21 protein-coding genes are annotated in these 20,399 nt (G+C 60.4%); 3 read left to right on the top strand and 18 right to left on the bottom strand.

What is annotated here, in order from left to right:
- Positions 1 to 66: 66 nt before the first annotated feature.
- Entirely contained in the window at positions 67 to 1,221 is a 1,155-nt protein-coding gene (gene argE, locus DES45_RS07725) for an acetylornithine deacetylase (protein ID WP_114769486.1), read from the bottom strand.
- Between the two features lie 145 nt (positions 1,222 to 1,366).
- Here argE and DES45_RS07720 point away from each other — a divergent pair, with 145 nt between their 5' ends.
- Both DES45_RS07720 and DES45_RS07715 read left to right on the top strand, forming a co-directional pair.
- The gene (locus tag DES45_RS07720; RefSeq protein WP_114769374.1) at positions 1,367 to 1,762 is read left to right on the top strand and encodes a RidA family protein; all 396 of its coding nucleotides are present in this window, start codon (positions 1,367 to 1,369) and stop codon (positions 1,760 to 1,762) included.
- The gene (locus DES45_RS07715) at positions 1,759 to 2,730 is read left to right on the top strand and encodes a threonine ammonia-lyase (RefSeq protein ID WP_170151422.1); all 972 of its coding nucleotides are present in this window, start codon (positions 1,759 to 1,761) and stop codon (positions 2,728 to 2,730) included. Before DES45_RS07720 ends, DES45_RS07715 begins: the two co-directional genes overlap by 4 nt.
- A 20-nt stretch (positions 2,731 to 2,750) precedes the next feature.
- On the opposite strand, the gene DES45_RS26200 is transcribed toward DES45_RS07715, so the two are convergent.
- The 17 genes from DES45_RS26200 to DES45_RS07630 all read right to left on the bottom strand — a co-directional run bounded on the left by DES45_RS26200 (position 2,751) and on the right by DES45_RS07630 (position 18,488).
- Complete coding sequence (locus tag DES45_RS26200) at positions 2,751 to 3,290, bottom strand: c-type cytochrome (RefSeq protein ID WP_342633512.1); 540 nt, start codon at positions 3,288 to 3,290, stop codon at positions 2,751 to 2,753.
- Positions 3,271 to 4,176, bottom strand: a complete 906-nt coding sequence (locus DES45_RS07705) for a cytochrome c oxidase assembly protein (RefSeq protein ID WP_114769371.1) — start codon at positions 4,174 to 4,176, stop codon at positions 3,271 to 3,273. The genes DES45_RS26200 and DES45_RS07705 overlap by 20 nt, the downstream gene beginning before the upstream one ends.
- The gene (locus DES45_RS07700) at positions 4,173 to 4,523 is read right to left on the bottom strand and encodes a hypothetical protein (RefSeq protein WP_114769370.1); all 351 of its coding nucleotides are present in this window, start codon (positions 4,521 to 4,523) and stop codon (positions 4,173 to 4,175) included. The genes DES45_RS07705 and DES45_RS07700 overlap by 4 nt, the downstream gene beginning before the upstream one ends.
- A 7-nt stretch (positions 4,524 to 4,530) precedes the next feature.
- Positions 4,531 to 5,130, bottom strand: coding sequence for a cytochrome c oxidase subunit 3 (locus DES45_RS07695; RefSeq protein WP_114769369.1), 600 nt, complete (start codon positions 5,128 to 5,130; stop codon positions 4,531 to 4,533).
- The gene (ctaD, locus tag DES45_RS07690; protein ID WP_114769368.1) at positions 5,127 to 7,097 is read right to left on the bottom strand and encodes a cytochrome c oxidase subunit I; all 1,971 of its coding nucleotides are present in this window, start codon (positions 7,095 to 7,097) and stop codon (positions 5,127 to 5,129) included. Before ctaD ends, DES45_RS07695 begins: the two co-directional genes overlap by 4 nt.
- Positions 7,094 to 8,095 (bottom strand): cytochrome c oxidase subunit II, encoded by a 1,002-nt coding sequence (gene coxB, locus DES45_RS07685; RefSeq protein ID WP_114769367.1) that lies wholly within the window; start codon positions 8,093 to 8,095, stop codon positions 7,094 to 7,096. The genes ctaD and coxB overlap by 4 nt, the downstream gene beginning before the upstream one ends.
- A 9-nt stretch (positions 8,096 to 8,104) precedes the next feature.
- Complete coding sequence (locus tag DES45_RS07680) at positions 8,105 to 8,671, bottom strand: c-type cytochrome (RefSeq protein ID WP_114769366.1); 567 nt, start codon at positions 8,669 to 8,671, stop codon at positions 8,105 to 8,107.
- Positions 8,668 to 9,489, bottom strand: coding sequence for a substrate-binding domain-containing protein (locus DES45_RS07675; RefSeq protein WP_114769365.1), 822 nt, complete (start codon positions 9,487 to 9,489; stop codon positions 8,668 to 8,670). Before DES45_RS07675 ends, DES45_RS07680 begins: the two co-directional genes overlap by 4 nt.
- Positions 9,470 to 11,221: a methanol/ethanol family PQQ-dependent dehydrogenase gene (locus tag DES45_RS07670; RefSeq protein ID WP_114769364.1), complete on the bottom strand. Its 1,752-nt coding sequence runs from the start codon at positions 11,219 to 11,221 to the stop codon at positions 9,470 to 9,472. Before DES45_RS07670 ends, DES45_RS07675 begins: the two co-directional genes overlap by 20 nt.
- Before the next feature lie 149 nt (positions 11,222 to 11,370).
- A complete protein-coding gene (locus DES45_RS07665; RefSeq protein WP_114769363.1) occupies positions 11,371 to 12,174 on the bottom strand; it encodes an ABC transporter permease in 804 nt (267 codons plus the stop codon).
- Complete coding sequence (locus tag DES45_RS07660) at positions 12,171 to 12,887, bottom strand: ATP-binding cassette domain-containing protein (RefSeq protein ID WP_114769485.1); 717 nt, start codon at positions 12,885 to 12,887, stop codon at positions 12,171 to 12,173. Before DES45_RS07660 ends, DES45_RS07665 begins: the two co-directional genes overlap by 4 nt.
- On the bottom strand, positions 12,884 to 13,846 hold the full coding sequence (locus tag DES45_RS07655; protein WP_114769362.1) for a PQQ-dependent catabolism-associated beta-propeller protein: 963 nt from the start codon (positions 13,844 to 13,846) through the stop codon (positions 12,884 to 12,886). The genes DES45_RS07660 and DES45_RS07655 overlap by 4 nt, the downstream gene beginning before the upstream one ends.
- Positions 13,834 to 15,006, bottom strand: coding sequence for an ABC transporter substrate-binding protein (locus DES45_RS07650; protein WP_114769361.1), 1,173 nt, complete (start codon positions 15,004 to 15,006; stop codon positions 13,834 to 13,836). Before DES45_RS07650 ends, DES45_RS07655 begins: the two co-directional genes overlap by 13 nt.
- Positions 15,003 to 15,650: an ABC transporter ATP-binding protein gene (locus tag DES45_RS07645; protein ID WP_114769360.1), complete on the bottom strand. Its 648-nt coding sequence runs from the start codon at positions 15,648 to 15,650 to the stop codon at positions 15,003 to 15,005. Before DES45_RS07645 ends, DES45_RS07650 begins: the two co-directional genes overlap by 4 nt.
- Positions 15,647 to 16,408: an ABC transporter permease gene (locus tag DES45_RS07640; protein ID WP_245571575.1), complete on the bottom strand. Its 762-nt coding sequence runs from the start codon at positions 16,406 to 16,408 to the stop codon at positions 15,647 to 15,649. Before DES45_RS07640 ends, DES45_RS07645 begins: the two co-directional genes overlap by 4 nt.
- A gap of 8 nt (positions 16,409 to 16,416) precedes the next feature.
- Positions 16,417 to 17,364, bottom strand: coding sequence for an ABC transporter substrate-binding protein (locus DES45_RS07635; protein WP_210210195.1), 948 nt, complete (start codon positions 17,362 to 17,364; stop codon positions 16,417 to 16,419).
- Positions 17,365 to 17,465: 101 nt separating this feature from the next.
- Positions 17,466 to 18,488, bottom strand: a complete 1,023-nt coding sequence (locus DES45_RS07630) for an SDR family oxidoreductase (RefSeq protein ID WP_114769359.1) — start codon at positions 18,486 to 18,488, stop codon at positions 17,466 to 17,468.
- Positions 18,489 to 18,762: 274 nt separating this feature from the next.
- On the opposite strand from DES45_RS07630, the gene ccoN reads away from it, so the two are divergent.
- A complete protein-coding gene (ccoN, locus tag DES45_RS07625; protein ID WP_210210194.1) occupies positions 18,763 to 20,397 on the top strand; it encodes a cytochrome-c oxidase, cbb3-type subunit I in 1,635 nt (544 codons plus the stop codon).
- Positions 20,398 to 20,399: the final 2 nt, after the last annotated feature.

Genomic DNA, 20,399 nt, shown 5'->3' with positions numbered 1-20,399 from the left:
GACGGCAAAGTTAGGCAGGAAACCGCCGCATGGTCTAGCCCCGACATAGAATATATTGGCTAGGGACTAGGCACAGAGGCTATCGACCAGATGGCGCAGGAGCTTCTCTCCCGCCTCGAATTCGCTGATCTCGATATACTCGTCGGGCTGATGAGCCTGGGCAATATCGCCCGGCCCGCATACCACCGCTGACCAACCGACTTTCTGGAAAATGCCGGCCTCCGTCCCGTAGGAAACCACGTGGGTGCCGTTGTCGCCGGTCAGCCTCCGCATCAGGCGCTCCGCCTCGCCGTCAACCTCGGGCCGTAGTCCTGGCACCTCCGCAACGATTTCCACCTCGACCCCCGCCTCAGGAAAATTTGCCTTCATGCGGGGCGCTACAATATCCTGGATATAGGTCCTGTAGTGGTCCAGGTACTCGGCTGGATCCTCCGACGGAATGGCACGGATGTCGCTGTAGAACCAGGCAGACGAGGAGACGATGTTTGCGGCGCTGCCGCCTGCCACGACCCCACAGTGCAAAGTCGTGTAGGGCGGCTCGAACGGGTTGGTTGGATCCACCCTCCTCCGATTCTCCTCCATCACATCGTCGTGCCACGTGATCAGGCGGGCGGCATTCATGACTGCGCTCACCCCCTGATCGATTCTGCTGGAGTGAACTGCGTATCCGGTGACCTTAGTTTTCATCTGAACCGACGCCTTGTGCCCGGTGACGACGGCATGTCGGGTCGGCTCGCCAACGATCACTGCGGCAGGCGTCGGAATTCGCTGCGCCATCTCGCTCACCATGGACGGAGCCCCCCGGCAGGCGAGCTCCTCGTCATAGGAGAGAGCAATGTGGATGGGCCTTCGAAGAGCTACCCGGGTCATGTAAGGCACGAGGGCAAGAACGAGGGCATCGAAGCCCTTCATGTCGCACGTGCCACGCCCGTAGAGACGGCCATCGCGTTCGGTCAGGGTCCATGGATCACTCGTCCATGCCTGTCCCTCTACGGGAACCACATCGGTGTGTCCCGAGAGCACGACCCCACCCTCGACGCTTGGACCAATGGAAGCATAGAGGTTGGCCTTGTCGCCTTCGGGACTCATCACGAGATGGCTGTCCACGCCGTGCTCCCGGAGCCAGTCCCGGCAAAAATGGATAATGTCGAGGTTGCTGCTCGTCGATACGCTTGGAAAGGCTATCAGGCGCGCGAGCATCTCGCGGGAAGACAAGGGCATCTTGCAAGAACCTCCATGACGGAGGACCAGCATCGAACCATGCGGCTCGAACCGTCAAGATTCTTTTCATACGTCTGAAGTCAAGAAGTGCGGTTGACGGAACCTATCATACCCTCAATGATCAGCCGCTTTTCGACAGCATGCCATGCCACGCAACTCTGTTTTGACTTCCCGTGCCGCCGCGCCAAAAGGTGCCTATTCACAGGCGATCCGTGCCGGCAACCTTGTTTTCGTATCGGGCCAACTTCCCCTCGACGAGAACGGCAACCTCGTTGGGTTCGCCGATATCAAGGCCCAGACAGAGGCCGTATTCCGTAACATCGAGGCAATTCTCGCGGAGGCAGGATCAGGGCTGGACCAAGTCGTCAAAACGACGGTCTTCCTCACGGACCTCAGCAACTTCCATGGAATGAACGAAGTCTACGGCGCCGTGTTCTCGCCTCCCTACCCAGCTCGTTCCACGGTCGAGATCGGACGACTTCCGGATGGCATGCTCCTCGAGATTGAATGCACCGCTCTTTCAGAACGAGAACAACAATGACCGAGTTTGACGTTTCCCTTGCAGACATCGAGGCCGCACGCGTCCGCATCGCCGGCAAGGTCCGGCGTACGCCTGCTTTCGAAAGCCCGGATGTGTCGGAACGTCTCGGTCGAAGGACAGCCTTGAAGCTTGAGGCCTTGCAAATGGCAGGCTCCTTCAAGGTGCGCGGGGTGTTCAACAAGGTCATGACCATGTCCGAAGACGAGCGTCGGCGTGGACTGGTTACCGTCTCCGGAGGGAATCATGCCATTGCGCTCGCCAAGGTCGCGGGGACCCTCGGACTCGACGCCCTCGTCCTGATGCCGAAAGTGACTCCGCGATTCAACGTTGAACTGACGCTGAAGCTCGGCGCCCGCGTTGAACTCTGCGAGGATGCTGCCGAAGCGTTTGCAAAGGCGGAGGCGTATCAAAGCGAGGGAAAGCTCTTCGTCCATCCCTATGATGATCCTGCCATCATCGCCGGCCATGGAACGCTCGGCCTTGAATTCCTCGACGACGTCCCGGATCTGACCCATGTCTTCGTCTCGATCGGAGGGGGCGGGTTTATGGCCGGTGTGGCCTCGGCCCTGAAGGCAAAGCGACCGGATCTGACGGTCTATGGGGTTGAAACCATCGGTGCCCAGACGATGACGGAAGCCCTCAAAGCCGACCGGCCGGTGACCATCAGAGCAACGTCGGTTGCCAGGACGCTTGGGGCTCCTTTCGCCACACATCGGACGATCGCGGCTGCCAAGAGCTTCCTGAAAGAGATCGTGCTGGTTGAAGATGAGCCCATGCTCGCCGACGTAAGCTGGATCCTTCAGACCGAAAAAGTACTCTGCGAGCCGGCTGCTGCTTGCGTCGTCACCGCTGCCGAGAAGATCGCCCCCGGGCTGCCGCAGGATGCCGTCCTCGGTCTGGTTCTGTGCGGATCGAACGTCTCGCTCAGTGATCTCGATTCCTGGCGGGCGGGCACTGCAAGACCATAGGTTCGGCGAGTGGAACCGCTTTAACGTGAATACAGGAAGGCGGCGACGTCGCGTGCTTCGCGCTCGGAAATCCCGGTAACGGGCATTGCCGTCTTCGGATCGAACTCACGGGGATTGACGATCCAACGAATGAGATTGTCCGGCGAGTTCGTCGTAACGCCGCCGATGTAAATCCGGCGGGACACATCACTCAAGTTGGGGCCGACCTGACCTCGTGCTCCGGCGATGCCCTGAACGATATGGCAGCCGCCGCAGCCATATCGCAGCATCAATCCAGGTCCATGATCAGGATTCCCGCCCGTCAACGCAATTGCAGCCTGTCGCTTGTCCTCCATCTGCCGGTACCAGCGGCCAGTGAAGACCGCGATCGCAATTGCGGCACAAAGCGCGAACCCCACCGCAACCGCTCGTCTGTTCAAGTGGAGCGGCGGCGCAGGCGACGGCTTTATCGACTGGCGCTGACGAGGTGTCGGACGTGAGAGACCTACGATGCTCGAAAGGATGGCGAGAAGAAGTGTTCCGCCTAGAATGGTGAGGAGCCTACCGCGTGATGAGAGCATTCCCCCCTCCTCTGCCTGCAAGCCCCGAATGGCCAATCCAAAGGCCGGCGAGCGCGAGAGCCGCAACAGCATAAACCAGGCCTGCCGGCACCCACATGATGAGACCGGCGAGTTGCTGGTCCTCCAGAGGCGTCAATCCCCATTGCGGCGCAGCAGAGGTTTGGAGCGGATAAATCGGCCCCCGAGCGAAGGTCAGAAGGATGCCAAGAAACCCGGAATGGAGCGCCGTTGCAAAGAGATAGAAGACGGCAACCCCATACCCACGTCGACGGGCGCGGCCTTGGAGGAGAGCCCACCAGAACAGCAGTGCCGAAGCAAGGAAGCTTACATGCTGCGCCCAATGAATGATAGATGATTGGAGCGCAGCATCGTAGAGAGCCGGGCTATGCCATGCCCAAAGAGCGCCTCCGTGCAGCGCAGTTGCGATCGCGGGATCTGTAAGCCACCGTCCGGATAGGCGCCACAACCGAGATCGCCCGAGGCTGCCTACTCTTGGACGCAAGCTTGACGGGAATGCCCAAATCATTCCCCCGACTGGACGCGCAACCGCCAATAGAGGTGCAGCCAGAGCCATGATGATTTCATGCTCGCTCATGTGGGCCGCGAACAAGCGCTCGCCTAACCAATGGAGCGGAGAGACCAAAGCTCCGAAGAGGAGAAGCCATCCAAGAGCGAAGGATACGGCCTGCCAAGGCCGGACACCTCGACTTCGACCGACACGCCGCCACAGACGGGTGACACCGAGAGCATAGAGCCCTCCTGAAAGGCCCAGCGGACCAAGCACAAGGGGATTTTCAGTCCAAAGCCATTCTCCATGGTCATAGCCGTCGTGAGCTAAACCGGCCCCTGCATATAAGATGAAGACGATGGCAAGAGCAGCCCTCATCGCTCACATCCGTGGAAAATGAAGCCCCCAGCTCCCTGCACGAGGATGACCAGCGAGAAGAGACAAGCTATTGCCACGCCGATGATCGCAACGAACCGATGAGGACGTCCTGCGCCCGTAGAGTCCGGCTTGGGTGTAACGCTTGAAGTCCGATAAGCGCTCCACGACAGAAAGCCACCGAAAAGGCTTATAGCCGCCATCGCGAGCGCAATAACTGGAACAAGCATGACCTGATGAGCGCAGATCCATGGGGTCAGCGCATAATTGATCTGGGTGTTGAGCAGCCATGCTACCGGTCCGGCGAAGATGCCGGCGGACGGAATTCCCCGTGCATAATGAATCGCCATAGCTCCCTCACAGCCTCGGCGCCCAGTAGAGCAGGACGTAGATCGGAAGCCAGGACAGCACGACGAAGTTCCAATAGAACGCATTGTCGCTCACGTCGCTGAACCGCTTGCCATGTCCGTGGCGGGTGAACATCAGAACCGTCAGGACGATGGTATCGATCACGTCCGTTACGATATGCGCGGTGTGGAGGCCAAGCAGCATCCAGACCATCGAGCCATAGGCATTTTGATCCCATCGCACATGCAGCGCACCCAGTTCAAAAATGCGAAGGACAATGAGCACTAAGCCGATCAGCGACATGACGACGAGGTCGCGTCTGACTTTGAGCAGATTCTCGTGCTCACCATTTTGCTTAGCCAGCCAGTTGGGCCAAACACTGACGACGGCAAGAACGGTGAGGATGCTTGACCAGAGCAAGCTTCCAGGAGGAGCGCTCAGCGGCCATTGCTGGTTGAGGAAGGCAAGATAGAGATAGCCTCCGATGACGATCAGGAATCCCATGCCCTCAAGGACGCAGAAGCCGACCGTACCCCACCAGACCGGACTGCGTGCTCCATAGCCATATTCCGGAAGTCCGGAAACGTCGAGAACGGGGCGCTGCCTCACGACTCGTCCTCCTTTGCACCCTTCGGCCAGAACCAGCCGATCAGAGCGATTCCGACGGCTGACCCACCCCACAGCACGGCCCAAGGGGTGAAAATTGAGCCGATGAAGGCCACAGCCGTGGCAACGGCCGCGATGAAGGGCCACAAGGAGGGTTCCGGGGAGGCTTCGCGAAGATCTGCCCGGGCCTCGGTGACGGTGCTGACGATCAGTTCTCTATTGTCAACGCTGAGGCCCGTGGCAACGGGAATCGCGCTCCGTTCCGCCCAGAGCGGCTCACGGTTCGTGACCACGGGAATCCGATCGAAATTCTGTGGATGCGGCGGGGACGCAGCCGCCCATTCGAGAGTGCCGGACTCCCAGGGATTCGGGCCGGCCATCATGCCATGACGCAGGCTCGTGATCACGTTGATGAGGAAGAGTACGAAGCTCGTGAACAGGATCAATGCGCCGACTGTGGAGACAAGGTTCAACGTGCCCCATCCCATTTCGGCCTGATAGGTATAAACCCTCCGTGGCATGCCCATCAGCCCCGTGATGTGCATGGGGAAGAACGCCATATTGAAACCAATGAAAGCGAGCCAGAAATTCCACTTGCCCAGACGCTCGCTCATCATACGGCCGGTGAATTTGGGAAACCAATAGTAGATCGCGCCCAGGAGAGGAAAGACGTTGCCGCCGATCAGCACGTAATGGAAATGCGCAACGACGAAGTAGGTATCATGCACCTGCGTATCGATCGGCACGGAGGCAAGCATGATACCCGAAAGGCCCCCGGCGACGAAGATGAAGAAGAAGCCGAGCACGAAGAGGAGCGGGGTTTTGACGACGGGGCGTCCATCCCAAAGCGTAGCGATCCAACAGAAGATCTGGATCCCGTTCGGTATTGCGATGAGCATGCTCGACGCCGTAAAAAAGCTCGCCCCGAGCTGCGGCAGCCCAACCGTGAACATGTGGTGCACCCAAAGACCGAACGATAGGAAGCCCGTAGCAATCAATGAGAGAACGAGAGGCAGGTACCCAAAGGCCTGTCGGCGGGCGAACGTCGTCACGATTGCGGACACGAACCCGGTGGCCGGCAGGAAGATGATATAGACCTCCGGATGACCGAAGAACCAGAACATGTGCTGGTAGAGAAGCGCATCTCCTCCTTCCGCCGGATTGAAGAAATGGGTGCCAACGAGACGATCGAGGATCAGCATTGTCGAGGCGATCATCACCGCCGGCAGAGCGAAAATGATCACGAAGGAGTTCACGAACACCGCCCACACGAAAAGCGGGATGCGATCGAGCGTCATACCGGGCGCGCGCTGCTTTAGAACGGTGACGACGATTTCCACGGCAACGGCGAGACCCGATAGCTCCGTAAAGGTGATCATCTGGGCCCAGAAGTCCACCCGTTTTCCGGGAGAATACTCGGGTCCGGATAAGGGCACGTAGGAGAACCACCCTGTATCGGCACCGATGTTCAACATGAAGGCGATCCAAATCATCAGACCGCCGAATAAGTATACGTAGTAGGAGAAGGCATTGAGCCTTGGAAACGCGATGTTCCGCGTTCCGACCATCAGCGGAACGAGATAGACGGCAAGCGCCTCCCCGATCGGTACGCCGAAGAGGAACATCATCGTCGTACCGTGCATCGTGAAGAGTTGGTTATATAGGTCCGGCCCCATCAAACCGTTTTCAGGCCGAGCCAACTGGAGGCGCATGAAGACTGCCGAGAGCCCGCCGAGGAACAGGAACATGAAGGCGGTCGTGATATAACGGCGCCCGATGATCTTGTGATCCACGGTGGAAAGGGCGCCAAGGAGGCCCGGAGCCGTTCCCCATGTCTTTGCGAGGCGTGTCGTCAACTCCGGCCCGTCGATCTGGTTATCGCGCAGCTCTCTTGGATTTACTGGAGCATATGCCTCGCTTTTCCGTCCGATTGGCGCGACCGGCTCATGAGTGGCGAGTACATCGCTCATTTCAGCCCCTCCAGGTAACTCACGAGAGGATCGAGCTCATCGGGCTCAATCTTGATGACCGGCATTTGAGCACCGGGCTTGATGCTTTGAGGATCGACGATCCAAGCCGCGATATTGCCTCGCGTCGTCGGGAGCGTACCGGCTGCGATATATTGGCGGCTGCCGACATGAGTGAGGTCGGGCGCCACCTTCCCGCCCGCAGACGTTCCGCGCACTTGGTGGCACATGACGCAGGGCTTTGAGAAGAAGATCTGTTCGCCGCGCTTGCGCTCATCGGTCTGAGGCGCCGTAGCGTCCCGGATTTGGTTATCACGCCAGCCGTCAAATTCAGCTTTCGGACGCGCTACGATCAGCATACCCATATGAGCATGTTGCCAGCCGCAGAATTCGGCGCACTGGCCGCGATAGCTGCCTTCCCGATCTGCCTGGATTTGGAGAGTGTTCTGACGCCCGGGAATGAGATCCATCTTGCCGGTCAGTGATGGAACCCAAAAGGAGTGAATGACGTCGGAGGACTCCAGCTTCAAAAGGACCGGCTCCCCAACAGGAATATGGATCTCGTTCGCCGTCGTGAACCTCTTGTCGGCTTGAGAATCCTCATAGTCGACCTGCCACCACCATTGGTGACCCGTCACCTTGATCGTGAGGACGTCGTCCCGCTTCTCGAACAGGTGCTTTTGCGACGCATAGCTCAGCCCGGTCAGTGTCAGGACCGTGACCACTGTCAGAGCGACCGCCCCGCTGATCGTCCACCCCATCCGGCTTTCCCGACGTGGATTGGTGACGAGCGGGTCCTCCCCTTCCGGCCGACGCCTTCGAAGAGAAAGGGCAACCGCGCCCATCGTAAGAACCCAGACGAAACCGAGAACCGACAGGAATGTCCAGAAAAGGGCCTCCAAGGCGCTGGCGGCTGGGCCATGAGTGTCGAGTGCCGATTGCCACCCTTGGCAAGCCCCGAGCGGGAGAATGAGAAAAACGCAGGCAAGGCGCCGATGCATCGGAGAGCCTCACTGGGGCATTTCGGCGGATGGCGGTATGCTGCCACCCGCGACCGGCGGACTATCGGGCTCCCGATTTTCCGCAGGACGCGGGTGCATGTCGTCATTGCGTCCCGGCGCGACATCCTTTGCCACGTTGCCGCTCATCGAGCGTACATATGCAGCGAGTTCCCAGATCTGATCGTCGGGGACCTTCCCGCGGAAGGACGGCATACCGTTTGGGCGCCCCTCCCTGATGGTCTGCACGATATTCTCGATCTGTCCGCCGTAGATCCAGCGGTCATCCATCAGAGGGGGACCGGAGCCTCCTCCTCCGTTGCTATGGCAGCCGTTGCAGTTGAACCAGGTATAAAGTCTCTTGCCTTGCGCTACATGGTAGGCGTTATCCTCGTATTCCTTGCCTTTGCCCGTCCGGTGTTCCACAGGAGGACCACTGCCCGGCGACAGAGGCACGAGAGCGATCTTCTCCTCGGTTTCCGTTGCAATGGGATCCGCTCGGAAGGCCCGTTCCTCGCGTTCGCATGCACCAAGGACGAGAAGGAGAAAAATGCCAGCAGGCGCGACAATCCGATTCATCGAGCCACCTCTGCCTGCTGCGAAGCTCCATCAAGGCGCGGCATTCCATACTCGGAAAGAATGGCATCGATCTCTGAACGGTGATGTGTGATTGCCGCATCGATTTCCTGATGCAACATCTCGTCGTCCCTCCGCACCGCTACGGATATATCCCAGACCATCGGAAGCTTTGGCCCGTCGAACTGCGGCCTCACCGGATTGAAGCGCAGCGGGACCGTCTGGCGTGATGAGAAATAGCCGGCAAGCGGCCCCCAGACGACGGCAACGTCGATCTCGCGCTCAGCAACGGCTTGTATGATGCGTGCCGGCGGGTTCGGGGACCTGTAGTCACCATAGAGCGGGTACCCGCGAACGTTGTCTACTATTCCACGTCGGCTCAAGGCGTGCGCGGGCGGCGTGTTCCATCCGTCATCCCCGACGAGTTGAACTCCGACGACCCTGTGGCGAAGCGCCTCGTCGTTGAAGGAGGCAACCTCCGGCTCACCGTCACGCGTCACGAACACGTAGGATGATCGATAGTAGGGAGCAGTCGTGCGGACACCTTCCATGTTGCTTGGAAGCCCCATCACGACATCGCAGCGCTCGGCTTTGAGTGTTTCCCTCAGAAATCCTCTGCGCTGTGCGTACCAGACATAGCTTACCGTCGCACGGAGATCTCCGGCGATCAGCTCCGCGATCCTGTTCTCGAAGCCTTCTTCTTTATCGTTCGAGAACGGCAGATTGTTGGGATCTGCGCAGACGCGAAGCTCCCTCGCTTCTGTGGGAAGCGACAGGAAGATGGTGGCCAGCACGGCCCATTTAAGGGAGCTTGAACACATAGAGGGTGCCCCCCTTGGTCGTGACGTTCTTCAGGTCACGCATGGCATTTACGAAGCCGAGCGCAGCGGTGCCGTCCCGAGGGTCGAGATCGCCTGATACGATCGAACCTGCCCATCCGCCGACGCCTGACAGTATCGCGACATACTGCTTGCCGTCGGGGCCTCGATAGGTGGTCGGCTGACCGATGATCCCGGAGGACGTCTTGAACTGCCAAAGGACTTCGCCGGTGCGGGCGTCAACGGCTTTGAACCAGCCTTCCATGTTGCCATAGAAGATGAGGTCTCCCGCCGTCGCCACGACCCCGCCCCAGACCGGGAATCGCTCATTGATGGTCCAGACTTCCTTACCCTGGATGAGATCCCAGGCTGAGAGCTCACCCATGTGACCTCCAGGGCCGGGGATGGAGCGGACCTCGGCACCCACATACGGGGTTCCGGCGATATAGTTCGCCTCCATGCTCTCCCAATCCATGCAGAGGTTGTTGTGCGGGATGTAGAGAAGGCCGGACTTGTGCGAGAAGGCGGACGGGCTCCAGTCCTTGGCGCCGGGCGCCGTCGGGCAGACCCCCCGCAGGACCCGACCCTGCACCGGGTATTTGTCCGCAACGACCTTCACTTTTCCGGTGGAGAGATCGACGCCGGTGTGGCTGTTGACGGCATGGTAGAAGTTGGCGGAGAGAACCTCGCCCGTGGTGCGGTCGACAATATATAATAGGCCGTTTCGGTCCGGATGAACGAGGACCTTGCGCGGCTGACCGTTCCAGGTGAGGTCGACGAGGATGTTCTCGTTGATGCCATCCCAATCGTGAAGATCGTGCGCGTTCCACTGATAGTACCAGCGCGCTTCACCGGTATCGAGATCTCGAGCGAATACGCCGGCTGTCCACTTGTTGTCGCCCGGACGCTGGTTAGGGTTCCAGGGCCCAGGGTTGCCCGTTCCATAGAAGATCAGGTTCTGGTCAGGATCGTAGGTGACGAAACCCCACACACTGCCGCCACCCTGCTGCCATGCACTTGGCGGCCATGTCGCGACGCCGAGATCCTTGCCCTTGTCCTGATCGTAGAAGGGTTTGAAAGAAGGGCCGATCTTCACGTCCTGATCGGGCCCGGTGCTGTAGGCTTTCCAGACGCTCCTGCCGGTGTTGGCGTCCAACGCTTCGATGAAGCCACGCACACCATATTCGCCACCAGAAATGCCGACGAGGACTTTGTCCTTTGCCACCAAGGGAGCCATCGTCATGGTCTCCCCCATGTTGATCTCGCCGATCTTGGTCTTCCAGAGTTCCTCGCCGGTCTCGGCGTTCACGGCGACGGTGTAGGCGTCCAGCGTATTGAAGAAGATTTTGCCGTCAGCGTAGGTCGGCCCCCGATTGACCGTATCGCAGCAGGCAACCCCCTGTGACGCGGCCATCGCCTTGGGATTGTATTGCCACTTCAAAGGGGCGCCAGGCTGAGTGAGATCGAGCGCGTAAAGAATGTTCGGGTAGGGCGATACCACATAGAGCGTACCGCCGACAACGAGTGGCGACGACTCCTGCCCTCGATTGACGCCAAGCGAGAACGTGAACGCCACCTGCAGGTTTTTGACGTTTTCGGTGTTGATCTCCGCAAGCTCGCTGTAGCGTGTGCCTGCATAGTTCTTTGTTGGCATCGTCCATTGCGCGTCATCCGATGAAACGGCAAAGGGTGGAGCGGCTGGCTGGGAGGATGAAGAGGGTTGGCTTTGGGCCATCGAGAGCCCCGCTAGGCTCCACAAGCCCACCAACAAGCCTAAATACGCCCGCCTTTGACTCACAACAGGCTCTCCGAACACTGATGTCCGCCGCCAGATGCGTCGGCACGAGTCAACGGTTTAGCTTCATCTATGTTCCGGCTGATCTGCTATTCGGCCCCACGGCGAGCCCAGAAGCCTCGACCCGGATCGTATCCGACGACGGCAAGGGCGTAAAAGCCGAGGAAAGCACAGCAACACACCGCCAAGGCAAACAGATTTACCTTGAGGTAAAGCGCAAAACGGATCAGTTCGACCGCGTAGGTGAAAGGGTTGAGCTGGGCCACGATTGCGAGGGCCGGGCTCACCTCCTCGAACCGCCAAAGCGGATAGAGCGCGGTCGACGCGAAAAATGCTGGGAAAATCACGAAGTTCATGACTCCGGCGAAGTTCTCGAGCTGGCGGATCAGCGAGGACAGCGCCAATCCCACGGCTCCCAGCATAAGCCCGGCGATGAGAAATGCCGGAAGAGCCAGCACATAACCCAGCATCGGCGGTTGAACCTCCCAGAAGCGCGACAGGAAGAGGAACACGTAGACGAGCGGCAGAGCCGTGACGGCGTTTGCAAAGAGCCGGGCCGCCAGAAGCCACCAGCGCGAAAGCGGGGCCGTGAGCAGAACCCGCATTGACCCCATTTCACGATCATAGACCATCGAGAGCGAGGTCTGCATTCCATGGAACAGAAGCATCATCGCGGCGAGTCCCGGGACAATGTAAACCTCGTAGAGGATATAGGTCTCATAGGGGGGAATGATCGACAGGCCGAGCACTGCCCTAAATCCCGCGGCGAAGATGCCGAGCCAGACGAGGGGCCGCACGACTGCCGCAGCAAGGCGTCCTTTCTGGCCGAAGAGACGAAGCATCTCGCGACGAAGAATGCCGCCAAGTGCGCGCATCGCATGCCGCATCGTCATTTGCTGCCGCCTGTGAGCCAGAGGAACGCATCCGCCAGCGACGTTCCGGCGGCTAGGTTCGCCGCTCTGCCGGACCAGCACAGCCTCCCCTGATGCAAAACCAGGAGCGGATCGTGAGGCGCAACCTCATCGAGCATGTGAGTTGCCCACAGCACGCTGATGCCTTCCTGGCAGAGGATACGAACGTGCTCCAGGAAGAGCCGCCTTGAGGCAACATCAAGCCCTGCCGTCGCTTCGTCAACGATCAACAGGCTTGGCCGATGCAGAAGGGCTCTGGCCAGCTCCACACGTCGCCTCAGCCCGCCGGAAAGGGTACGGACCTTTTCTAGGCGACGGTCCGGGATGCCAAGTCGTTCGAGCTCGATCCTCTCGCGCTCACGGGCATCAGATCGTGACAGGCCATGCAGGGCGGCATGATAGGCCAGGTTGTCGGAGACCGTGAGATCTGGGTCGAGAGTCGGCATCTGAAAGACGACTCCCATTTTGGCCAAGCCAAGCAGGGGAGCCTCGCGCATGGAGTGTCCGAAAACCTGAATATCTCCATGATGTGCACTGTAAAGTCCTGTCACCAAGGACACCAGCGTGGTTTTCCCCGCCCCGTTGGGGCCAAGCAGAACAGTCATCGTCGCGGGTGGGATCGAAAAGGTCACGTCGGAAAGTACCTGCCGCCGCCCAAAACCATGGCTCACCCCCTGGACGAACAGAGCTGTCATGGTGCTACGACGACGCCCCACGGAGAGCGCCCGACGCCGATCGACTTCAGCACTTCCTTTTCCTTTAGATCGATGACGGAAACGTCGCCGGAGTTGCCGTTGGCGCTATAGAGTCGGCTGCCGTCCGGTGACAGGGCTATATGCCATACCCGCTGGCCCACAAGATACATCCGCTGCACCTTGAATGTCTTGGCATCGACCTCGGCCACACGGTTCGCTGGCCCAAGAGCCACATACGCCCGCGAGCCGTCCGCGGTCAGCTGAATTCCCACCGCTTGAACAAGCTCACGCGGGACGCCTGGGATTTCGAACCCGATCTTCGCCAAAGGCTCTCTGGTTGCGGCGTCGAATACCGAGACAGATCCCCTGAGCTCGGACGAAACCCAGATCTGCCGGTTGTCGGCCGAGATCTGGGCAACCCGCGGACGGGTATCGACAAGAACGTTGTCGACGAGCTCGAGAGTCTCGGCGTCAATCACGTGCAGCATGCTCGTTGTCTCGGACGTATTCACGACGAAGCGCCCATCCGGGCTGACGCCCATGCCCTCCGGCTCGACGCCGACCTCGACTTCCGTGATGATGCGCCTTTCCGGAATGTCGAGCACGGAGACGAGATTGTCATTCTCGTTCGCCACGAAGAGGCGTCTGCCATCCGGGTGGACGGCAAAAAGCTCTGGATCGTCGCCCGACGGCAGCGATCCCCCGACCTTATGCGTCTTCAGGTCGACCACGTCGATCCTATTGTCGTCGCCCACTGCAACATAGAGCTTCTGCCTGTCGGTACTGAGGCCGATGCCCCTCGGCCTCCGCCCTACGGGGATCGTCGCGACGACCGTCAGCGAGGTACCATCGATCACAGAGAGTGTGTTGTCCTGCTCATTGGAGACATAGACGGTTTCCGCCGAGGCCGCGCTTACGGCGATGGCGAGCATCAGAACAGCGCCGATCAAAACCTGCATCGGCTCTCCCTCCCATCAAACCCGAGGGTATCCAGCTCGGATCCTTGGTGCAGATATCCGGGTTGAGGCGAAACGGAGACAAGCATGCGCGGGCCCGCGATCAGAACCGGCTGGCGCATCTGCCCATCCCATGGACGGAAGCTCTGCCCCTGCCCTTTGAAGCCGGAAAGAATGAAGTCGGGGCTACGGAGGTACGATGTCATCACGGCAGGATCGCTGCTGCGCGAGCGGAAGGCAGCCTCCCCGACCGACCTTGCCGCCGTCCAAGCCGCATAATCCAACGCCCCCATCATCCGGCCTGCAAGTCTTTCGAAACGGTCCTGTAGCTGCGCCGCTCCCCATTGTTCGGATACGGGACTCCAAGCCGTCGCCTTCAGGCCGTGCGTGCCGGCAACGGGACGCGGCCGAAAGGTTCGGTCGGGCAAATACTCGCCGAATTCGTTTGCCTCGTCGGTCACGACGAGAACGTCGTAGTCGGCCACCTGGGTGAAGGCCGGGATCTCGGTCTGGAGCGTCACGTGTCCAGTGTCGGTCCGGGCGTTTCCGGGTTTGAAAGCCCATTCCTTCTCGACAACAATTTCAGCCCCAAAGCGTGTTGCAGCGCGGCGTACGGCGTCAGCCATGAGCCTGTCGCCAGGGCTCCTGCCCGTCACGAGGAACCAGCGCCGCCAGCGCTTCGACATCAGATACTGCGCCAATGCGTCCGCCAGCATCGCCCGACTGGGCGCTGTATGGAGAAGGTTCGGCCGGCAGGACTCGGCACGAAGCGCATCCTCACTCGCCCGAGTGTTGAGAAAAAGAAGATCGCGTGCCTCTGGGGTGGACACTGCCTCGAGCAGAAGAGATGCATCGAGATCCGCGATCACGAACTTCACCCCCTTCTCTGCAAGGGCTCGTACGGCATCCGTCGGATTGCTGCCACGCGGGATGGTTCGTTCGATCAGAACGAAGCGCTGCCCCGTAAACCGTCCGGTGGTGTTATTGTCAGCAATGCCGAGCCGTGCACCGGCTACACCCTCGTCCGAGCTATCGCGATCGAGGGGAGAGACTGGCTGGGCCGCATCCCGCTCTTGAGCGAGCAGTCCGACGAGAATGGTCTGAGTGTCCGCGGCTGCAGATCCGGCTAGGAAGAGCGCTACCAGCACAAGGAACCACCTCATTCTGCAGCCCTCGGCCTCAGCACCGCACGGTTCTCTACGATTCTGGCGGGAGAGCCGTCGATGACGACGATACGGTCCGCAAGCGCGGCAGCCTCATGCCAATGGTGCGTTACCAAAAGCGTGGTCGGGCGTGATCGCTGCAACTGAGCCGACACGAGGTCCTGCATCCCCTTGGACGTAGCCGTGTCGAGAGAAGCAAATGGCTCGTCCAGCAGGAGGAGCTTCGGCTCGACTGCGAGGGCGCGGGCAAGCGCGACCCTTCGCGCCATTCCAAGCGACAAGCGCTGAGGATACACGTCCTCCGATCCCGCAAGACCGACCTCCGCCAAGAGTTCGCCTGCCCTCTCCACCCTTCCCGGGAGCACCAGTTCCAGGTTTTGGCGGGCCGTTCGCCAAGGAAAGAGCCGTGGGGTTTGAAAGAGGTATCCGATGTCCGGCGGCCGCCCCTCAATCGTTCCGGTGAAGTCCTCATCCAATCCCGCAACCATCTGAAGCAGGCTCGTCTTTCCGGTACCGGACGGGCCAACGAGGGCACATACCTCACCGTCTGCAAGTTCAAGGGAGAGGCCCTCGAACAACACCCGTTCAGGCGTATCACCTTGGCGGGCATAGATTTTCCGGACGACGTCGATCTTCAGGCTCATCGACGCCACCGCTCAATACGGCGCTCAAGCGGAGCAAAAAGGGCAAGCTCGATGAGCAGCACGCAAAGGACGAATGCTGCCGCGTAGGCAATGATCCGCGTCACGTCGAAGAGCTGAAAATAGCTTTGGAGCTGGAAACCAACCCCGTTCGAACGTCCGAGGAGTTCGACGACAAGCACGATTTTCCAGATCAGCGCGAGACCGTTGCGTCCTGCCGCGAGCAGGTATGGCGCGAGCTGCGGAATAATGACTTCGCGAACCGTGACCGCTGGTCGAAACCGGTAAATCTGCGCCACCTCCGCAAAGTCCTTGTCGAGAGCCCGCGCTCCCTCACGAAGGGTAACGGCCACGTTTGGAATCTTGTTGGCTGCGACAGCCACCAGCAGAGCCGTCTCGACGAGGCCAAGCCAGACGTAAGTCAGAATGATGATGACCACGGCCGGAACATTGAGAAGGATGATCAGCCACGGGTGGAGCCAGCGGTCCAGCCCTCGAAAGCGGCCCAAGACGATTCCGAGAGCGGTGCCAGTCACCATCGCAATGACGAAGCTCAGGGCGACCCGTGCGAGAGTGATAGCCAGATGATAGGGCAATACTCCCTCTTCGATCTCCTGGAGGAGGCTGGACAGTACCGATACGGGCCCGGGGAAGAGGCGGCTACCGGCCCATAGGGCGCTGATGTGCCACAAGCAGATGAACAGCAGGATGGAGACGATTCCCTGCCACCCCGCACCGCTCCTCAGATCGACTGTGCGCACCGGAAACCTCAATACGAGACCGCCGGCCAGAACGTTCCGGGATCTACCGTGGTCGCCTGGCCGACGAGCTGCTCGCCGCCGATATCGCGGAGGATATCATAAAGTCGGGTCGCTGCCCTTCTCTCATCGCCCGTCCATCGGTGCGGAATGCCGGCACGATATCCTGACTGCAGCGCATCAAGGGTTGCGTCATCGCCGACGCCGATGACGGGTGCGAGGCGCTTCCACTCTTCTTCGGACGACGCCAGCACAGCCTTCGCTTCGCGAGCGGCATCGATGAAGCTCTTGAGCGCTTCGGGATGCTCCGATGCCCAGCCCTCCCGGAATGCATATCCGAGCATTGGGATCTCCTCCTTCACGCCGAGCCCCCGGATCATGTCGGCCACCGTCAGCACTGGCCTGGCTCCTGCCGCTTCAAGCCTCGCGGCATAGTGCCAGTAGGTTAGGACGGCATCGATACGCCCTCTTGCGAGTTCCTCATTCAGCAAAGGAGGCGCCCCGAATACGGGCTCCGCCTCCTTGGCCAAGTCCAGTCCCTTGTTCCTTTTGGCAAAGGCGCGCAGCAGCAGCCAACTCTTGTCGAGAGGTCCGCCCGCAACCCCAACCCGTTTCCCTCTGAGTTCCGAAACGTCAGTAATCCTGGACGCCTGAGGAACGATGAGGACCCCAACGGCCGTCGAATAGGGCATAAAGCTGAAACTGCCCCCCTCGCCTCTTTGGCGGGCAACCCATGGCCAGTCGGTCACGATCATATCCACGGCGCCAGCCTGAAGCGCCACCTTGGCAGCCTCGTTCGTGGCGAACTCCACCGGCGCTGCCATGATCCCGTGCTTCCGGTCGAGGCCGTGATGCCGGATCGTATCGAGCTCCCACGCGACTGTACCGAACCTCAGCAGGCCGATCTTGATCGTCGGCATCTCCCCGGCAGCACCCGGAACGGAGGCGATCAACACCATAATCAAGCAGATCAGCCGAAAAGCCATGAGCAAAGCCGGTCGTACGAGAGCGTCTACTAACGGCCAAGCTTCGGAAATGTTCCAGTCCGCAACCGTGCCTCCTAGGCATCCGCTCGAGAAGGCAACCTTCGTGCGAGTGCGGCCCCTCCGAAGCCTGCAAGAGCCCCCAGAAAGGCAAGGCCGAGGGACCGCCCCAACAGATGGATTCCGGACTTGCGCTTCTGTCGAAGCCCTCCGCTCGCTCCGGTCCCGTAAGGGACTGGATGCATCACGGCCCCTTCCGTCCTGGGGGCCGGAGGCGCTCTCCGGAGGTAGCGACGCACCGCCGCGCCCATGAGATCCTCCGTTGGTCCAGGTGCCAGCGCATAGGCGATCTGCGCCGCCCGGGCCGGCCAGCCCACCGCCACCTCGTCCCTCGGACGCCTGACGAGGCCGAGAACGGCCTCTGCCACCTTCTCGGGTGGATAGATCGTCCCAGTCAGTTCGAGTTCGCGGCCCGACATGTTCGCTCCGTGGGCAAAGCCGGGCGTATCGATGATCGAGGGGAAGACGGCGCAGACATGGATGCCGGAATGATCCTTCAGCTCTTGGCGGAGGCTCGATGTGAAGCCTCGAAGCCCGAATTTGCTTGCGGTGTAGGCGGCGGCGAATGGCGTTGGCGCCCATCCGCCCATGGAGATGTTGTTGATGAGAACGCCATGCCCCTGCCGCTGGAAGATCGGTAGGGCGGCTGCGGCGCCGTACATCGTTCCGAGCAGATTAATCTCGATCACCTGACGATGAACCGCAATTCGTCCCTCGGTAAAAGGGCCGAAGACTCCGGTTCCGGCATTGTTCACCCAGACGTCGATGCGCCCGAAAGACGTCTTGGCGGCATCTGCGAGGTTGGAGACGGCGTCCGGATCCGTGACGTCCGTCGGGACCGCAATCGCTTGAGCGCCGAGGCGCTCGCACTCGTGGGCGACCTCCCGAAGCAATTCACGACGTCTCGCGGCAAGAACCAGGCGCGCACCGCGCCTCGCGAACTCGCGGGCCGTTGCCCTCCCGATCCCGCTCGAAGCACCTATGATCACCACGACGAGATCGCCGAACTCGGGGCCGTGGTCCGATTCGTGGCTCCACATGGCAGCTCCTGGGCGCTGAGGATCAGGTCTTAGCGGAAAGCCTTGGCCCACTGGGAGGTTCCAAATCGACCGGGCGCCTCTCACCATAAGGTCGTATCCGCAACGCCGCACCCCTCTAGGAGCCGGTCCCTCCATGGGGAGCCCTTGATCTGAATCAATGCCTCTCCGGCCCGCGACACCTACAGCCTTCGATTAAGAGCGAAGCTTTCTGCCTTGCTCGTCCGTAAGAAGGTTCTGGCCTATGGCTCACGCGGCAGCAGCCCCTACGAAACAAATGACATTCGGCGAGGCGGGATCCTCCCTGACCTTTGCCGTCCTGGCATTCCTGTGCCTCATCATCGCGGCGAAGGCGTACACGCCTGAATACGCTTTCCATGCCTATCTCTTCACGGCTGCCTTCGCGGCATCCGCTTTCACGATCGTAAACCGCTACTACGATCGCCCAGCGGAACTGCCGCCGCTGACGATCGGCGGCAAGCCCAACTACAATATGGGACCTGTCAAATTCAGCACCATTGCGGCTGTCATATGGGGCATCGCGGGCTTCACGATCGGCTTGCTGATCGCCCTCCAGCTGGCGTTTCCGGCGCTGAATTTCGACACGGCTTGGCTGTCGTTCGGCCGCATGCGGCCGCTCCATACCTCCGCGGTCATCTTCGCCTTCGGCGGCAACGTACTCATCGCCTCCTCGCTCTACGTGGTGCAGCGGACCTGCCGCGCCAGGCTGGTAGGCGACATCACGCCGTGGTTCGTGGTTCTCGGATACAACTTCTTCATCGTCATTGCCGGAACCGGGTATCTGCTCGGAATCACCCAGGGCAAGGAATATGCCGAGCCCGAGTGGTACGCTGATCTGTGGCTCACGGTGGTGTGGGTTGCCTACCTGCTCGTCTTCCTCGGCACGATCATGCGCCGCAAGGAGCCGCACATCTATGTGGCGAACTGGTTCTATCTCGCGTTCATCCTGACGATCGCGGTTCTTCATCTCGGCAACAACGCTTCCATCCCGGTCTCGATCTTCTCGCCCAAGAGCTACATCGTGTGGTCGGGCGTGCAGGACGCACTGGTTCAGTGGTGGTACGGCCACAACGCGGTCGGCTTCTTTCTGACCGCCGGCTTCCTGGCCATCATGTACTACTTCATTCCGAAGCGGGCGGAGCGGCCGGTCTATTCCTACCGGTTGTCCATCATCCACTTCTGGGCCCTGATCTTCATGTACATCTGGGCCGGGCCTCACCATCTGCACTACACGGCCCTGCCCGACTGGGCGCAGACCCTCGGCATGGTGTTCTCGGTCATGCTCTGGATGCCCTCCTGGGGCGGCATGATCAACGGCCTCATGACCCTCTCGGGGGCTTGGGACAAGCTCCGCACGGACCCGGTTCTGCGCCTGATGGTGGTGTCTGTGGCCTTCTACGGCATGGCGACCTTCGAGGGGCCGCTGATGTCCGTCAAGGCAGTCAACTCCCTGTCGCACTACACCGATTGGACCATCGGCCATGTGCACTCCGGTGCTCTGGGCTGGGTCGCCTACGTCTCCTTCGGAGCGATCTACTGCCTCGTTCCGTGGCTGTGGAACAAGAAGGAGCTCTATTCGATGAAGGCCGTCAGCTGGCACTTCTGGATCTCGACCCTCGGCATCGTTCTGTACATCTCGGCGATGTGGGTTGCGGGCATCCTGCAGGGCCTCATGTGGCGCGCTTACACGAGCCTCGGCTTCCTTGAGTACTCGTTCATCGAGACCGTCGAAGCAATGCACCCCTTCTACGTCATCCGCGCAATGGGCGGCGCCCTCTTCGTGATCGGCAGCCTGATCATGGCGTGGAACATTTGGAAGACGATCACTACGGCTGAAAGCGTTGAGGAAGCTGCCCTTCCCGCGCAGCCGGTCCTCGTGGCCGCGGAGTAAAG

Origin of the sequence: Microvirga subterranea (assembly GCF_003350535.1) — a bacterium.
Taxonomy (GTDB): Bacteria; Pseudomonadota; Alphaproteobacteria; order Rhizobiales; family Beijerinckiaceae; genus Microvirga; species Microvirga subterranea.
The sequence above is the reverse complement of the archived record's forward strand: the minus strand, read 5'-3'. Positions and strand labels throughout refer to the sequence as shown.

What these genes read in the sequence shown, in the direction of transcription:
- argE (WP_114769486.1), bottom strand. Translation starts at nt 1,221, where the DNA reads ATGCCCTTGTCTTCCCGCGAGATGCTCGCGCGCCTGATAGCCTTTCCA.
- DES45_RS07720 (WP_114769374.1), top strand. Translation starts at nt 1,367, where the DNA reads ATGCCACGCAACTCTGTTTTGACTTCCCGTGCCGCCGCGCCAAAAGGT.
- DES45_RS07715 (WP_170151422.1), top strand. Translation starts at nt 1,759, where the DNA reads ATGACCGAGTTTGACGTTTCCCTTGCAGACATCGAGGCCGCACGCGTC.
- DES45_RS26200 (WP_342633512.1), bottom strand. Translation starts at nt 3,290, where the DNA reads ATGCTCTCATCACGCGGTAGGCTCCTCACCATTCTAGGCGGAACACTT.
- DES45_RS07705 (WP_114769371.1), bottom strand. Translation starts at nt 4,176, where the DNA reads ATGAGGGCTGCTCTTGCCATCGTCTTCATCTTATATGCAGGGGCCGGT.
- DES45_RS07700 (WP_114769370.1), bottom strand. Translation starts at nt 4,523, where the DNA reads ATGGCGATTCATTATGCACGGGGAATTCCGTCCGCCGGCATCTTCGCC.
- ctaD (WP_114769368.1), bottom strand. Translation starts at nt 7,097, where the DNA reads ATGAGCGATGTACTCGCCACTCATGAGCCGGTCGCGCCAATCGGACGG.
- coxB (WP_114769367.1), bottom strand. Translation starts at nt 8,095, where the DNA reads ATGCATCGGCGCCTTGCCTGCGTTTTTCTCATTCTCCCGCTCGGGGCT.
- DES45_RS07680 (WP_114769366.1), bottom strand. Translation starts at nt 8,671, where the DNA reads ATGAATCGGATTGTCGCGCCTGCTGGCATTTTTCTCCTTCTCGTCCTT.
- DES45_RS07675 (WP_114769365.1), bottom strand. Translation starts at nt 9,489, where the DNA reads ATGTGTTCAAGCTCCCTTAAATGGGCCGTGCTGGCCACCATCTTCCTG.
- DES45_RS07670 (WP_114769364.1), bottom strand. Translation starts at nt 11,221, where the DNA reads ATGGCCCAAAGCCAACCCTCTTCATCCTCCCAGCCAGCCGCTCCACCC.
- DES45_RS07665 (WP_114769363.1), bottom strand. Translation starts at nt 12,174, where the DNA reads ATGACGATGCGGCATGCGATGCGCGCACTTGGCGGCATTCTTCGTCGC.
- DES45_RS07660 (WP_114769485.1), bottom strand. Translation starts at nt 12,887, where the DNA reads ATGACAGCTCTGTTCGTCCAGGGGGTGAGCCATGGTTTTGGGCGGCGG.
- DES45_RS07655 (WP_114769362.1), bottom strand. Translation starts at nt 13,846, where the DNA reads ATGCAGGTTTTGATCGGCGCTGTTCTGATGCTCGCCATCGCCGTAAGC.
- DES45_RS07650 (WP_114769361.1), bottom strand. Translation starts at nt 15,006, where the DNA reads ATGAGGTGGTTCCTTGTGCTGGTAGCGCTCTTCCTAGCCGGATCTGCA.
- DES45_RS07645 (WP_114769360.1), bottom strand. Translation starts at nt 15,650, where the DNA reads ATGAGCCTGAAGATCGACGTCGTCCGGAAAATCTATGCCCGCCAAGGT.
- DES45_RS07635 (WP_210210195.1), bottom strand. Translation starts at nt 17,364, where the DNA reads ATGGTGTTGATCGCCTCCGTTCCGGGTGCTGCCGGGGAGATGCCGACG.
- DES45_RS07630 (WP_114769359.1), bottom strand. Translation starts at nt 18,488, where the DNA reads ATGTGGAGCCACGAATCGGACCACGGCCCCGAGTTCGGCGATCTCGTC.
- ccoN (WP_210210194.1), top strand. Translation starts at nt 18,763, where the DNA reads ATGACATTCGGCGAGGCGGGATCCTCCCTGACCTTTGCCGTCCTGGCA.